Origin of the sequence: Micromonospora sp. NPDC093277, from assembly GCF_044765245.1 — a bacterium.
Lineage (GTDB): Bacteria > Actinomycetota > Actinomycetes > Mycobacteriales > Micromonosporaceae > Micromonospora.
The window spans coordinates 196890-210008 of record NZ_JBIWJO010000004.1 but is presented as its reverse complement, the minus strand read 5'-3'; the positions used below and the strand labels follow the sequence as shown (position 1 = coordinate 210008).

Genomic DNA, 13119 nt, shown 5'->3' with positions numbered 1-13119 from the left:
CGACACGTGGCCATCCCACCATTCTGCCCGCGTCCCGTCGAGGTGACGGCCGACGAGCGCACGCCACGCCCGGGCGTTCCGGCCGCCGCTCCTGAAAGCCCCTCCGGTTCGCCACCGCTCCTGGGAGGCGCTCCGGTTCCCGCCGTCGGGGAGCCGCTCGGGATGGTGCGCGGGGCCGCGATCGGCGGAGCGTTTGGCACCCGGGGCGGCGGCAGTGGAGGATAACCAGGTGTCAGCGGAGGCGGGGCCGGCGAGGAACGGCGGCCTGGACGAGCACGTCCGGCGGGTCCGCCTCCCCGCGGACCGGCGCACTCCCGCCGCGGCCCGAGCGCTGGTCCGGTCCGTCCTCGCCGAGGCGAACCTGGACGAACTGCTCGACGAGGCGCTGCTGCTCACCACCGAGCTCACCACCAACGCCGTGGAGCACGCGCGTACCGAGCTGGACATCGAGGTCGAAGCGGACACCGGGGGACTGACCGTCACGGTCACCGACTTCGCGGCCGGCCCGGTCGAGGACCTGGTGGTCGGCATACGCAACATCACCTCCGACATTACCGAGGTGGCCGAGCGCGGGCGCGGGCTGCTGCTGGTCGACCACTTCGCCAGCCGGTGGGGCACCACCTACCTGCCCACCGGGAAGGGCATCTGGTTCCGGCTCGACCGGCACGACGTGGCACCCCCGGCCCGTGCCGCCACGGCCGAACGGCCCGCGACGGCCGTCGACCCGCTTGGGGCGGGCGACGGCACCCCGAGCGCCGCCGCGATGAGCGAGCTGATGCAGACCAACCCCGACCCGTACGCGGACGACCCGCTACCGGAGTTCGCGACCGAGCTGCTGACCCGGCTCGCCGAGATGGTCGGCGCGGCCGGCGGCGTGGTCCGGCTGGACCGGGGCGACGGGCAGGGCAGCCAGTTGCTCGCCCGGTACGGCCGGCAGCCCCGCGAGGGGAACGAACTGCTCCAGGTCCCGCTCGCCGTGCACCGGCCGTACACCGGCCAGCTGGAGCTGGACGCGGCGCCCTCGGCGTACGCCCAGCCGCTGGCGGTGCTGGCCGCCGAACGACTCTCGCTGCACCTGGAGAACGACCGGCTGCGCCGGGCCGACGTCCGCCGGTCGGCGTGGTTGACCTTCCTCGCCGAGGCGAGTGAACTGCTCGCCCAGTCCCTGGACGTCGAGCTGACCATGGCGCTCATCCCGCAGTTGGTGGTGCCCCGGCTCGGCCAGTGGTGCGCGGTGCACACCACCGACGAGTGGGGCCGGCTGCGGCTCGCCGCGTCCAGCCACGCCGACGAGTCGGTGCTGCCGCAGCTGCACCGGGTGCTCCAGGAGACCGGGCCGGACTCGATCCAGGCCCGGCTGCGCGAGTCGTCGCGGAGTGCGGCGCAGGTGCCGCTGAGTGGGCCGATGGAGGGGTTCGCCGTTCCGCTGATCGCCCGCGGGCAGCGGCTCGGCACCCTGGCCGTCGGCCGGCATCATGGGCACCGGCACGATCCGGACGAGGTCTCGGTGCTGGAGGACGTGGCCCGGCGCGCCGCGCTCGCCATCGAGAACGCCCGCATCCACGCCGAGCGGCGGCGGGTCGCCCACACGCTCCAGCAGTCCCTGCTGCCGCCGGTGCTCCCGGTGGTCGAGGGCATCGGCTTCGCCGCCGAGTACGTCCCGACCGGCGGCGACGCCGAGGTCGGCGGCGACTTCTACGACGTGGTGCCGCTGCCGGACGGCCGCTGGCTGGTGGTGATCGGCGACGTCTCGGGCAAGGGCGTGCAGGCGGCGTCGGTGACCGGCCTGGTCCGGGACGTGATCCGGGTGCTGGCCGGTGACGGCAAGCCGCTGCCGGAGGTGCTGGTCCGGCTCAACGAGACGCTGGTCGAGCGGGGCAGCGGACGGTACTGCACCCTGGCCCTGGCGGCGGTCGGGCCGGGCGACGGGGACCAGCTCGACGTCTCCCTGCACCTGGCCGGGCACGATCGCCCGGTGCTGCTGCACGGCGCCGGTGGCGCCGCCTTCGTCGGCACCGGTGGTACGGCGCTCGGGCTGCTCGACTCGATCACCACGCCGACGGCCGACTTCCCGCTCGATCCGGGCGACTCGCTGATCTTCTACACCGACGGGGTCACCGAGCGGCGACGCGGCCGGGAACTGTTCGGCACCGAACGGCTACGCGGGTCGGCGGCCCCGCTGGCCGGCTACTCGGCGGACGTGGTGGCCGCCCGGCTGCGCGCCACGGCGATCGGCTTCTCGGTGGAGGCCCCCCGCGACGACATCGCCATCCTGGTCCTCCGCAACGACCCAATCTGAACCGGGCTCGCGCCGCACCCGCCGCGCGACTTCGGGGAAGTTGCTGCCTCGCGCCGCAAACAGCAACGTCCCCGACCTGCCGCGCCACGACGGTCAGAGGCCGCCGGGGAGGCGGCCGGGGGCCAGGCGGTGGTGGGGATCGAGGTGTGCCTTCGCCGTGCGGAGGCCGGGCAGGGTGGGCAGTTCGCCCCAGAGGTCGACGGCCCGCCGGACCGGGGCCGGGGCGGACACCACCACGCAGCGGCCCTGCCGAGCGAGAAGCACCCCGCGGACGGCGGCGAGGATCGAGGCCACCCGGTCGGCGGGCAGGGTGGCGGGCAACGCCGCGTGCACCGTCCCGACGCCGGCCGAGCCGCGCACCGGCACCGGGGCACCGGCGGCGTCGCGAAGCGCGTAGACCGCGGCGTGGAGGTCGTTGATCGGGACCTCGATCCGCAGCGCGGTGTCGCCCGGGCCGAACGGGTAGCGCCCCCACCACTCGGGTGCCGTGTGCCCGACGGTGGCCTCCGGACCGAGCAGGGCCGCCAGCCGCTCGGCCCGCTCCGCCACGTCGGCCGGGCCACCCTCCAGCAGCACCACCAGGCTGCCCGACGCGGCCGGCCGGGTCAGCCGCCCGGTCACCGACGGATGGTCGGGCCGCCGGAACACGGACGGGTGCGACGGGTGCACCCGCCGGCGCGGCAACGGCACCGGCACCGGCAGGTCCAGCTCGACGGCCGCCGGATCGAGCCCGGCGGCGAGCACGGCCCGGACCAGGTCGTGCACCTCCAACGGGGTCCAGACGGGACGGGACACCCAGACCCGGCTGGCCGGCACGGCCTGCACCCGCATGGTGGCCGAGACCAGCACTCCCAGGCCGCCCTGCGAGCCGCAGAGCAGCCGGGCCACGTCGAGCCCCGGCAGGTTGCCGGTGCCGAAGACCGCGGCAGCACCGCCACCCAACCCGGCACCGCCCGACGGGCCGGCACCGCCGCCCAGCCCGGCGCCGCCCGACGGGCCGGCACCGCCCGCCGGGTCGGCGGACACCGCGCTGCCGCCCGCGTGGTCGCAAGCCGTCGGCGCGGCCCGGCGCAGCGACGCCGTGCCGGACTCACCGATGCTGACCAGCTCGCCGTCGGCGTCCAGGTAGCGGACCCCGACGAGCTGGGCACACGGAGTGCCGTGCCGGTGCCGCAGCGGGCCGGCCTCGTCGGCGGCGAGCACCCCGCCGAGGGTCGCTCCGGGGGAGGGCGCGTCGACCGGCAGGCGCTGGCCGGTGCGGCCCAGAGTCGCCTGCACCGCCCGCAACGGGGTGCCGGCACCGATCTCGGCCACCGGAGAGCCCTGCGGCTCGTGCCAGACCCCGGCGAGCCGGCCCGTGTCGAGCATGATGTCGACCTGCGCCGGGGCCGCCCCCCAGTCGATCTTCGTGCCGGCGCCGCGCGGCACCACCGTGAGATCGTGCGCGGCGGCGAGCCGCAGCACCTCGGCGGCGGCGCGCGGGCCGCCCGGCACCGCCACCCAGCGGGCCGTCCGGCCGGCCACCTCGTCGGCCGGGCCGGCGAACCGGGCGAACGGCGAGCCACAGATCCCCGCCAGTCGCCGGGTGATCTCCAGGGCTCCGGGTCGATCGGTGGAACTCGCAGCAGCCGCCATGGCGCTCATCGTACACATGTTCGAAAGCGCTGGCGGCGGTTCGGCGGATCCGGCAGCGCGCCCGCCCGACGGCACACGTCCGGCCGGTAACGTGACGCCGTGACCACCACATCCGCACCCGTCGCCAAGCGCGTCCCGACCGAGCGCACCCACCACGGCGACACCGTCGTCGACGAGTACGCCTGGCTCGCCGCCAAGGACGACCCGGCGACGATCGCCCACCTCACCGCGGAGAACGCGTACACCGAGGCGCGCACCGCGCACCTGGCGGGGCTGCGCGCGGAGCTGTTCGAGGAGACCCGCCGGCGCACCCAGGAAACCGACCTGTCGGTGCCCACCCGCAAGGACGGCTACTGGTACTACACCCGCACGGTCGAGGGCCAGCAGTACGGCGTGCACTGCCGCCGGGCCGTCCGGGACGGGGAGACCGCGCCCCCGATCAGCGCCGACGGCGCCCCGCTGGACGGCGAGGAGGTGCTGCTCGACGGCAACCAGCTCGCCGAGGGGCACGACTTCTTCTCCCTCGGCGCGTTCGACGTCAGCCCGGACGGACGCTGGCTGGCCTACTCGGCGGACTTCGCCGGCGACGAGCGGTTCACCCTGCGGGTCAAGGACCTGAGCAGCGGCGAGGTGCTGTCCGACGAGATCCCGGACACCTTCTACGGCACCGCCTGGTCCACCGACGCCTCGACGCTCTTCTACGTCACGGTGGACGACGCCTGGCGGCCGAACCGGGTCTGGCGGCACGCGGTCGGCACCCCGTCGAGCGAGGACGTGGTGGTCCACCAGGAGGACGACGAGCGATTCTGGGTCGGCGTCGAGCTGACCCGCTCCGAGCGGTTCGTGGTCATCGACATCCACAGCAAGATCACCAGCGAGGTACGGGTCATCCCGGCCGCCAACGCCACCGGCGAGCCGGCGATCGTCGCCCCGCGGCGGCAGGGCGTCGAATACTCGGTGGAACACCACGGGCACCGGTTCCTGATCCTGCACAACGACGGCGCGGAGGACTTCGCACTGGCGTTCACCTCGGCGGACACGCCCGGCGACTGGACGCCGCTGATCGAGCACTCGCCGGGCACCCGGCTGGAGGCCGTCGACGCGTTCGAGAACCACCTGGTCGTCTCGCTGCGCAGCAACGGGCTGGCCGGGCTGCGGGTGCTGCCCGTCGGCGGTGGCGACCCGTACGACATCGACTTCCCCGAGCCGATCTACAGCGTCGGGTTGGAGACCAGCCCGGAGTACCGCACCAACGAGGTGCGGCTGCGCTACACGTCGCTCGTCACCCCCGACTCGATCTACGACTACGACCTGGTCACCCGGCAGATGGTGCTACGCAAGCAGAAGCCGGTCCGCCCGGGGCCGGACGGGCGGGCGTACGACCCGACCGACTACGAGCAGCACCGGGAATGGGCGCTCGCCGACGACGGCACCCGGGTGCCGATCTCGCTGGTCTGCCGGAAGGACACCCCGCGCGACGGTTCCGCCCCGTGCGTCATCTACGGCTACGGCTCGTACGAGTCGAGCATGGACCCCTGGTTCGCGATCCCCCGGCTCAGCCTGCTCGACCGGGGGGTCATCTTCGCCGTCGCGCACATCCGCGGCGGCGGCGAGCTGGGCCGCCGCTGGTACGACCAGGGCAAGCTGCTCGCCAAGCGGAACACCTTCACCGACTTCGTGGCCTGCGCCCGGCACCTGGTCAAGGCCGGTTGGACGGCCGGCGACCGCCTGGTGGCGCGGGGTGCGTCGGCCGGCGGCCTGCTGATGGGCGCGGTGGCCAACCTCGCTCCGGACGCGTTCGCCGGGATCGTCGCGCAGGTGCCCTTCGTGGACGCGCTCACCTCGATCCTCGACCCGTCGCTGCCGCTGACCGTCACCGAGTGGGAGGAGTGGGGCAACCCGCTCGACGACCCCGAGGTGTACGCGTACATGAAGTCGTACACCCCGTACGAGAACGTGGCCCCCGTCGACTACCCGGCCATCCTCGCGGTGACCAGCCTGAACGACACCCGGGTGCTCTACCACGAGCCGGCCAAGTGGATCGCCCGGCTGCGGGCCGTCGCTCCGCGGGGCGACTACCTGCTCAAGACCGAGATGGGCGCCGGCCACGGCGGCCCGAGCGGCCGCTACGACGCCTGGCGCGAGGAGGCGTTCATCAACGCCTGGATCCTCGACCGCCTCGGCCGAGCCTGAAAGGAGGGGTCCCTGTCAACGCCTGCGGCACAGCAGGGGCCCCTTCTTAACACTCACCCGGCGAGCGACGCCAGCACCGCCGGATCGACGTTGCCGCCGGTGACCACCGCGACGGTCCGCCCCGACGGCAGCTCGTCCCGGTGGAACAGGCGCGCCGCCACCGCCACGGCAGCGCTCGGCTCGACCACCAGCCGGGCCTCGCGGACCAGCCGGCCCATCGCCGCCGTGATCTCCTCCTCGGTCACCGTGACGATGCCGTCGAGGCGTTCCCGCAGGTGGGCCAGGGTCAGCTCGGACAGGTTGGTACGCAGCCCGTCGGCGCTGGTCCGGTAGGTCCGCTCGACGTCCCAGACCACCACCGCACCGGTGGCGAGCGAGTCGCGGGCGTCCGCGGCGAGCAGCGGCTCCACCCCGATGACCGCGGCCGACGGGCGCAGCGCCTTCACCGCCGTGGCGATCCCCGAGGAGAGCCCGCCGCCGCCCACCGGCACCAGCACCACGTCCACGTCGGGCAGGTCGGCGAGGACCTCCAGCCCGATGGTGCCCTGCCCGGCGATGATCCGCGGGTCGTCGAAGGGCGGCACCAGGGTGGCACCGGTCTCGGCGGCGACCCGCTCCGCCTCGGGCAGCCGGCGGGCCGGCGGGACGAACCGCACCTCGGCACCGAGCGCCCGGATCCGATCCACCTTGACCTGCGGCGCCCCCTCGGGAACGACCACCGTGCAGGGGACTCCGGCCGCCCGGGCCGCGTGCGCGAGGGCCTGACCATGGTTGCCCGACGAGTGGGTCACCACGCCCCGGGACCGGACGGCGGGGTCGAGCCGGGCCACCGCGTGGGTGGCCCCGCGCAGCTTGAACGACCCGACCGGTTGCAGGCTCTCCGGTTTCACCCACAGCTCGTCGTCCCACGGCACCGGCAGCAGCGGGGTACGCACCACCGTCCCGGCGATGTCGTCCGCGGCGGCTCGAACATCCTCGATCGAGATCAGCTCCATCCCCCCATCCTGCCCCGCCGCCGCGACGGTCCGCCGTCCCGCCGCGACGGTCCGCCGTCCCGCCGCCCGCCGCCCGCCGTCTGCCGTCTGCCGTCTGCCAAGATCGCCCTCGATCGTGGAAAGGCGTGGAGGCCACTACATCCACGATCGAGCGGGACCTTGCGACCGGGCGCCTAGACTGCGCGGGTGAGTGGGGGCGATGACGGGGAGCCGGGGACGGAACCCGGGGCGGGGCGGCGCGGGCCGACCTGGGTGATCCTCGCGGTGGTCACCGCCGCGCTGCTCGTCTGCTGCTGCTCGGCGCTGATCGGGCTGGCGGTCTCCTGGTCCGCCGGCCTCTTCGGCGGCCGCTGAGCCCCCCGCCGCGTCACGTCAGGTCGTCCGCTACTCCTCCCCGCCGTGCCGAACAGCAGGGATCGTCAGGTCGTCCGCAGTTCCTCCACTGCCGTGCTGGAGCGCAGGAAGAGCAGACCGACGCCGACGGTCACCAGCACCGCCACCAGGGCACCCCCCGCGAGCCACGCCAACTGCTCCACCGGTACGTCGGGAACCACGGTGATCTCGGGGACCCAGACCGTGCGGGTGTACCTGGCGGCCGTCGCCGGGTCGCCGCAGAGGGTGGCACCCGCGTTACAGACCTCCTGCGAGGAACCGCCGCTGCTCGGCGAGCCGAGGACGCCCCGGGCGAGCAGCAGGCCGACGGTCAGGGCGATGGCGATCGAGGGCACCGCCGGCGCGAGCGACTGCCAGAGGATGGACCGTCGGAGCGCGCCGCGCGGCACCCCGGTCGCGACCAGCGCCGCGTACTGGCGGCGGCGGGCGATGATCCCCTCCACCAGGGCGACCAGCAACCCGCCCGCCGCGATCACCACCGCCACCGCCACCGTCAGGTCGACCAGGTTCATCGTGCCGAGGTAGAAGTCGTCCGAGCCGCTCATCTCGCCGCCGGTGCGGCCGCTGAGTTCCACCGTAGCCATGAAGTAGGCGCGGAACCCGGCGGCCCCGGCCCCGAAGATGAGCGCGGCGAGCAGCGCGGCGAAGGTCCGGCTGCCCGCCCACGGGTCGGCCATCAGCCGACGGGCCGCCAGCAGCGCGGCGGGTTGCCGGGCGTACCGGTGCAGCAGCCGACCGGAGGTGTGGGAGATCCAGCCGGTGCCGGTGACCACCCCGATCATGGCGGCCAGTCCGCCGCCGACCAGCAGCGCCGGCAGCAGCCAGAGCGGCGGCTGGCTGTGCCGCCGTTCGTACCAGATCGCCACCGGTCGGACGGCGGCGAAGGCGGCCAGTCCCAGAATGATCAGCAGGCCGGGCCAGGGCCAGGGGCCCCGGGTCCGCACCTTCCGGACCACACCGAACGGGGTGGTCGCCACCCGGCGAAGCATCAGCGCGGTGATCAGCGCGGCGACCACCGGCAGCCCGAGCACCAGCACCGCCGCCCCGACGGTCGACGGGTACACGTCGGTGGGCAGCGGCAGCCGGCCCCGCTCGTCGGGCCGGTCCAGCAGCCGGTGGCCGGCCAGGTAGAGGCCCAGGCCGGCCAGCGCGCCGAGCAGGGTGGCCACTCCGGTCTCCGCCATGGCGACCCGGGTGACCTGGCCGGGGGTGGCCCCGGCCAGCCGGAGGGCGGCGAGCCGCCGGTCCCGGGCCGGAGCGCCGAGCCGGGCGCACTGCCCGGCCAACGCCAGCACCGGGATGGCCAGCAGCAGCAGTGCGAACGCCGTGCCGCCGCGCAGCCCCGGCTCCCGCAGCAGGGCGTTGGCGTACTGCTCCGACCAGCGGGCTTCGTTGCCGGCCGTGGCCGGCGGCGTCGGGATGGCCAGCACGGTCAGGGCGGCCAGGGCGGTGAGGATGGACAGGGTGGCGCTCAGTGCGGTCAGCGCCACCCTGGCCAGGTCGGTCCGGGTGCCGGCCAGCGCGAGCCGGAACACCGCGGTCGGCCTCATCGCCGGCCGCCCGGCACCGCGGCGTCGAGCCCCAGGCCCGAGTGGTCCACCATCCCGTCCCGCAGGGTCACCTCGCGGTCGGCGTACGCGGCGATGCGCGGCTCGTGGGTGATCAGCACGACGGTGGTGCCCTGCTCGCGGGCGAGCCGGACCAGTTGGGTGAGCACCTGCTCGCCGCTGAGCGTGTCCAGCGCGCCGGTCGGCTCGTCGGCGAAGAGCACCCGGGGCTCGGTGACCAACGCCCGGGCGGTGGCGCAGCGCTGCTGCTGTCCGCCGGACATCTCGCCCGGCCGGACGTCGGCGACCTCGGCCACGCCCAGCCGTTCCAGCCAGGTCAGCGCCGCCGTCCGCGCCTCTCGCCGCCCCGTGCCGGCGAGCAGCAGTGGAAGGGCGACGTTCTCCGCCGCGGTCAGCTCGGCAACGAGCTGACCGAACTGGAAGAGCACCCCGAAGTCGGTACGGCGTAACCGGGACCGGGCCGCCTCCGACCAGGTGTCGATGCGCTCACCCCGCCACGTGACCTCGCCCGCGTCGGGGCGCAGGATGCCGGCTAGGCAGTGCAGCAGCGTCGACTTGCCGCAACCGCTCGGCCCGGTGACGGCGACGACCTCCCCCTCCGCCACGGCGAGCGTCACGCCACGCAGGGCGGGCGTCCGGCCGTATGCCTTGACCACGCCGCGAGCTTCCAGATGTGTCACGAGTGCACCTCCCGGTGCCAGTCGGCGACCCGTTCCAGGGTGGTGTGCAGCCACCTCAGGTCGGCGTCGAGATGGTTGATCGCGAAGTCGGCCGCGATCACGTCGTCGAGGCTGGCCGAGGGGGCGGCCTTCACCGCGGTCAGTTCGCGGAGCCGTTCGGTGTGTGCCCGGCGCTGGGCGACGAGGTAGGACCGGGCCCGGTCGACGTCGGCGACCAGCAGCGCGACCACCACCTTGGCGAAGAGGGTGCTCGCCACGTGGGGCATGGGTGGCTCGACGGTGGCCAGCCACCGGTCGAGCGCGACCTGCCCTTCCCCCGTCAGCGCGTACGCCGTGCGGTCGGGACCACCCTCGCGCTCCTGGCCGGCCGGGACCACCAGGCCGTCCCGCTGGAGCCGGGTGAGGGTCGCGTAGACCTGCCCGAAGGCGAGCGGCCGGGCCCGGGGCAGCCGCTCGTCGTGGGCGCGCTTCAGCTCATAGCCGTGCCGGGCACCGCCGGCGAGCAGCCCGAGCAGGACGTGTTGTGTGGACACAGAGGCCACTATTCATTCAGCGAATAGTGATGTCAAGAACGGCCCGCGCGGCGTTTCGCCACGCGGGCCGGAGATTCTCAGTGCGTCCAGGCGGGATCTCGGCCGGTCCGGCCGAGAAGACGGTCCAGGTCGGTGGCGCCCGGGGCGGTGGACACCGGTTCGCCGAAGGCGCCCATCCGCTGGCCGGTGTCCCCCATCCGGTCCATGAAGCCGTGCCCGGTCACGAGCACCGCCGGTTCGACCTCGATCCGCTGCCCGGTCGCGCGGGCCAGGTCCCAGCCGTGCACGGTGAGGTCGATGAGGGCCATGTCGCCGATCGTCTCCTGCGGCAGCCCCATGCCGGGCGAGACACCCTCCAGCGCCGCCGGGTCCGACCACGCCTCGACCAGGCGGACGGACTCCGCGGCGAACCGGTCCCGCCAGCCCTCGGTCACGTGGTCGGTCTTGCCCGACCAGTCGACCTCTCCCCGACGGGCCATCTCCTGGAAGTTGACCACCACGTCGAACAGGTGGTTGAGCAGGCCGCGCACCGTGTACTCGGGGCACGGGGTGGGCAGGTCGAGCTGATCGTCGGAGATGCCGCGGACCACCGCCACCGTTCCGGGCGCGGCGACGGCCAGCAGCTCACTAGTCTTCGTGGTCATAGGGCCAGCGTATGAGGGCGGTCTTGAAGAAATGCGACACGAAACGCGGCGGGACAGCCGGGGCATCCTCGACCCCGGCCGGCTGCTGCGGCAGGTCCGCTTCCGCCGCCGGCTGCCCGCTCCGGCGCTGCGCCCGTACGTCGAGCACTACTGGCTGATCGACTGGGACCTGATTGAGCCCTTCGACCAGCACGTCGTGCCGCACCCGGCGGTCAACATGGTGTTCCAGGCCCGGGAGGGCGACCCGGAGACCGGCGAGATCGCCGGGGTCGGCACCGGCCTGTTCACCGTCACCCTGCACGGCGTCGGCCGGGTAACCGGGGTGCAGTTCCGCCCGGGTGGCTTCCGCCCGTTCTGGCGCCGGCCGGTGGCCGAGCTGACCGGGCAGCGCCGTCCGCTGCCCGCCGGACCGCCTCCCGCCCGCGCGGCGCCCGCCAAACCATTCACCGCCGGGCCGTTCACCGCCGACCCGTTCGCCGCCGGGCCGTTCACCGCCGACCCGTTCGCCGCCGGGCCGTTCACCGCCGGGCCGGTCTGCCCGGGTGGTGACGACGACCGGTGCCGCCGGCTGGACGACCTGCTCACCGGCTGGGGGCCGGTGCCGGACCCGCTCGCCGCCGAGGCCACCGGGCTGGTCGAGGAGATCCGCGCCGACCGGAGCATCCTGCGGGTCGACGACTTCGCCCGGCGGCATGCCGTCTCGATCCGGCGGCTCCAGCGGCTCTTCCTGGACCACGTCGGGGTCGGCCCCAAGTGGGTGATCCGGCGGTACCGGCTCCAGGAGGCCATCGAGCAGGCCGCCGCCGGGCCGGTGGACTGGTCGTGGGTCGCCGCCGACCTCGGGTACGCCGACCAGGCGCACCTGGTCCGCGAGTTCACCACGGTCGCCGGGGTCTCCCCAGCGGCGTACGCCCGCTCGCTGGCCGGCCGGGGCGGCGGGTGACGGCCGCGCCGACCCGGGTCAATGGCGGCGGACGGCGACCACCGCGATGTCGTCGCTGTTCTCCGGCGGTGCCAGCTCGACCAGCAGCCGCCGGCAGAACTGGTCGAGGTCGTCGTCCACCCGCACGGCGATCGCGCCCAACGCCGCGATCCCCTCGTCGATGGTGGCGTCCCGGCGCTCGATCAGGCCGTCGGTGTAGAGGACCAGCGCCGCCCCGGCCGGCAGCACGAACTCCAGGTCCGGCGGGCGGGGCGCGCGGACCCCGAGCAGCGGGACGGTCTGCTGCACGAACCGCACCCGCCCAGCATCGCTGACCAGCGCCGGCAGGTGGCCCGCGCTGGCCAGCCGGACCTGCCCGCTGCGCGGGTCGAGCAGCAGCACACAGATCGTGGCCAGCTCGTTCGGCAGCAGGACGCGCATCAGCTCGTTGACCCGCTCCAGGATCACCCCCGGTGGGTGCCCCTCGACCGCGTACGCCCGCACCGCGTGCCGCAGCTCGGCCATCACGGTGGCGGCGTGCAGCGAGTGCCCGGCCACGTCACCGATCGCCATCAGCAGATGACTGTCGAGCATCACCAGTTCGTAGAAGTCGCCGCCCACCTCGGTCCGGGCGCTCGCCGGCTCGTACCGGACGGCCAGGTCGAGGCCGGCGATCTCGGGCAGCCGGCGGGGCAGCAGGCTGCGCTGGAGGGTCACCGCGATCCGGTGCTCCTCGTCGAAGGAGCGCTGCGCCTCCGCCGCCGAGGCGATGGCCTGGGCGAGCTGCACCAGCACCGGCGTCCGGACGGTCTGGGTTGCGGTGGGCACCGCCACGTAGAGCGGGGGCCGGTCCTCGCGCAGCCGGGCGGCGGCCACGGTGAGGGTGTCCCCGGCCGGCCAGCCGACCAGGTCCCAGTTGCCCGGATCGTCCAACCGGACCGTGGTGCCGATCGGCACTCCCGCGTCGGCCACCGTCCAGGACGCCACCGCCGGCGGCGCGTCCGGTCCGGCGACCACCCCGGCCAGGCAGTTTCCGTCGGAGGCTTCCGCGATCACCGCCGCCGGGCTCTTGAAGATCCGCGCCGCGCCGGCCGCCGCCGCTTCCAAAAGCCGGACGAAGTTCGGCGTGGCGTGCATCCGGACGGTGGCGTCGGCCAGCGCGGCCAGCCGCTCGGCGAGCAACTCGGCCCGTCGCCGGGCCGCGCCGTCCTCCAGCGTCATGCTTCGCTCGTGGGGAGGATCACCCTGACGGTGCTG

General features: G+C 74.5%; 10 protein-coding genes and 1 pseudogene. 4 read left to right on the top strand and 7 right to left on the bottom strand.

Translation table 11 applies throughout. From position 1 onward, the window contains the following. Positions 1 to 229: 229 nt before the first annotated feature. Positions 230 to 2299, top strand: coding sequence for a SpoIIE family protein phosphatase (locus ACIRG9_RS11280; RefSeq protein ID WP_402853621.1), 2070 nt, complete (start codon positions 230 to 232; stop codon positions 2297 to 2299). Positions 2300 to 2392: 93 nt separating this feature from the next. Here the strand turns inward: ACIRG9_RS11280 and ACIRG9_RS11275 are convergent, their stop codons facing one another. Then, on the bottom strand, positions 2393 to 3934 hold the full coding sequence (locus tag ACIRG9_RS11275) for an FAD-binding oxidoreductase (protein ID WP_402853618.1): 1542 nt from the start codon (positions 3932 to 3934) through the stop codon (positions 2393 to 2395). A 99-nt stretch (positions 3935 to 4033) separates the two neighbouring features. Between ACIRG9_RS11275 and ACIRG9_RS11270 the strand changes: the two genes are divergently transcribed. Further along, positions 4034 to 6127 (top strand): S9 family peptidase, encoded by a 2094-nt coding sequence (locus tag ACIRG9_RS11270; protein WP_402853615.1) that lies wholly within the window; start codon positions 4034 to 4036, stop codon positions 6125 to 6127. A gap of 53 nt (positions 6128 to 6180) precedes the next feature. Here the strand turns inward: ACIRG9_RS11270 and ACIRG9_RS11265 are convergent, their stop codons facing one another. Next, positions 6181 to 7122, bottom strand: a complete 942-nt coding sequence (locus ACIRG9_RS11265) for a threonine/serine dehydratase (protein ID WP_402853613.1) — start codon at positions 7120 to 7122, stop codon at positions 6181 to 6183. A gap of 186 nt (positions 7123 to 7308) precedes the next feature. On the opposite strand from ACIRG9_RS11265, the gene ACIRG9_RS11260 reads away from it, so the two are divergent. Continuing rightward, the gene (locus ACIRG9_RS11260) at positions 7309 to 7476 is read left to right on the top strand and encodes a hypothetical protein (protein WP_402853610.1); all 168 of its coding nucleotides are present in this window, start codon (positions 7309 to 7311) and stop codon (positions 7474 to 7476) included. A 65-nt stretch (positions 7477 to 7541) separates the two neighbouring features. On the opposite strand, the gene ACIRG9_RS11255 is transcribed toward ACIRG9_RS11260, so the two are convergent. The 4 genes from ACIRG9_RS11255 to ACIRG9_RS11240 all read right to left on the bottom strand — a co-directional run bounded on the left by ACIRG9_RS11255 (position 7542) and on the right by ACIRG9_RS11240 (position 10940). Next, positions 7542 to 9065 (bottom strand): FtsX-like permease family protein, encoded by a 1524-nt coding sequence (locus ACIRG9_RS11255; protein ID WP_402853607.1) that lies wholly within the window; start codon positions 9063 to 9065, stop codon positions 7542 to 7544. Beyond that, positions 9062 to 9763 (bottom strand): ABC transporter ATP-binding protein, encoded by a 702-nt coding sequence (locus tag ACIRG9_RS11250; protein ID WP_402853604.1) that lies wholly within the window; start codon positions 9761 to 9763, stop codon positions 9062 to 9064. Before ACIRG9_RS11250 ends, ACIRG9_RS11255 begins: the two co-directional genes overlap by 4 nt. After that, on the bottom strand, positions 9760 to 10296 hold the full coding sequence (locus ACIRG9_RS11245) for a PadR family transcriptional regulator (protein ID WP_402853601.1): 537 nt from the start codon (positions 10294 to 10296) through the stop codon (positions 9760 to 9762). Before ACIRG9_RS11245 ends, ACIRG9_RS11250 begins: the two co-directional genes overlap by 4 nt. 77 nt (positions 10297 to 10373) lie before the next feature. Then, the gene (locus tag ACIRG9_RS11240) at positions 10374 to 10940 is read right to left on the bottom strand and encodes a TIGR03086 family metal-binding protein (protein WP_402853598.1); all 567 of its coding nucleotides are present in this window, start codon (positions 10938 to 10940) and stop codon (positions 10374 to 10376) included. Between the two features lie 31 nt (positions 10941 to 10971). Between ACIRG9_RS11240 and ACIRG9_RS11235 the strand changes: the two genes are divergently transcribed. Then, on the top strand, positions 10972 to 11883 hold the full coding sequence (locus ACIRG9_RS11235; RefSeq protein WP_402853595.1) for a DUF6597 domain-containing transcriptional factor: 912 nt from the start codon (positions 10972 to 10974) through the stop codon (positions 11881 to 11883). An 18-nt stretch (positions 11884 to 11901) separates the two neighbouring features. On the opposite strand, the pseudogene ACIRG9_RS11230 reads toward ACIRG9_RS11235, so the two are convergent. Continuing rightward, positions 11902 to 13062, bottom strand: a pseudogene (locus ACIRG9_RS11230) (PP2C family protein-serine/threonine phosphatase); the annotation flags it as partial. Between the last annotated feature and the right edge of the window lie 57 nt (positions 13063 to 13119).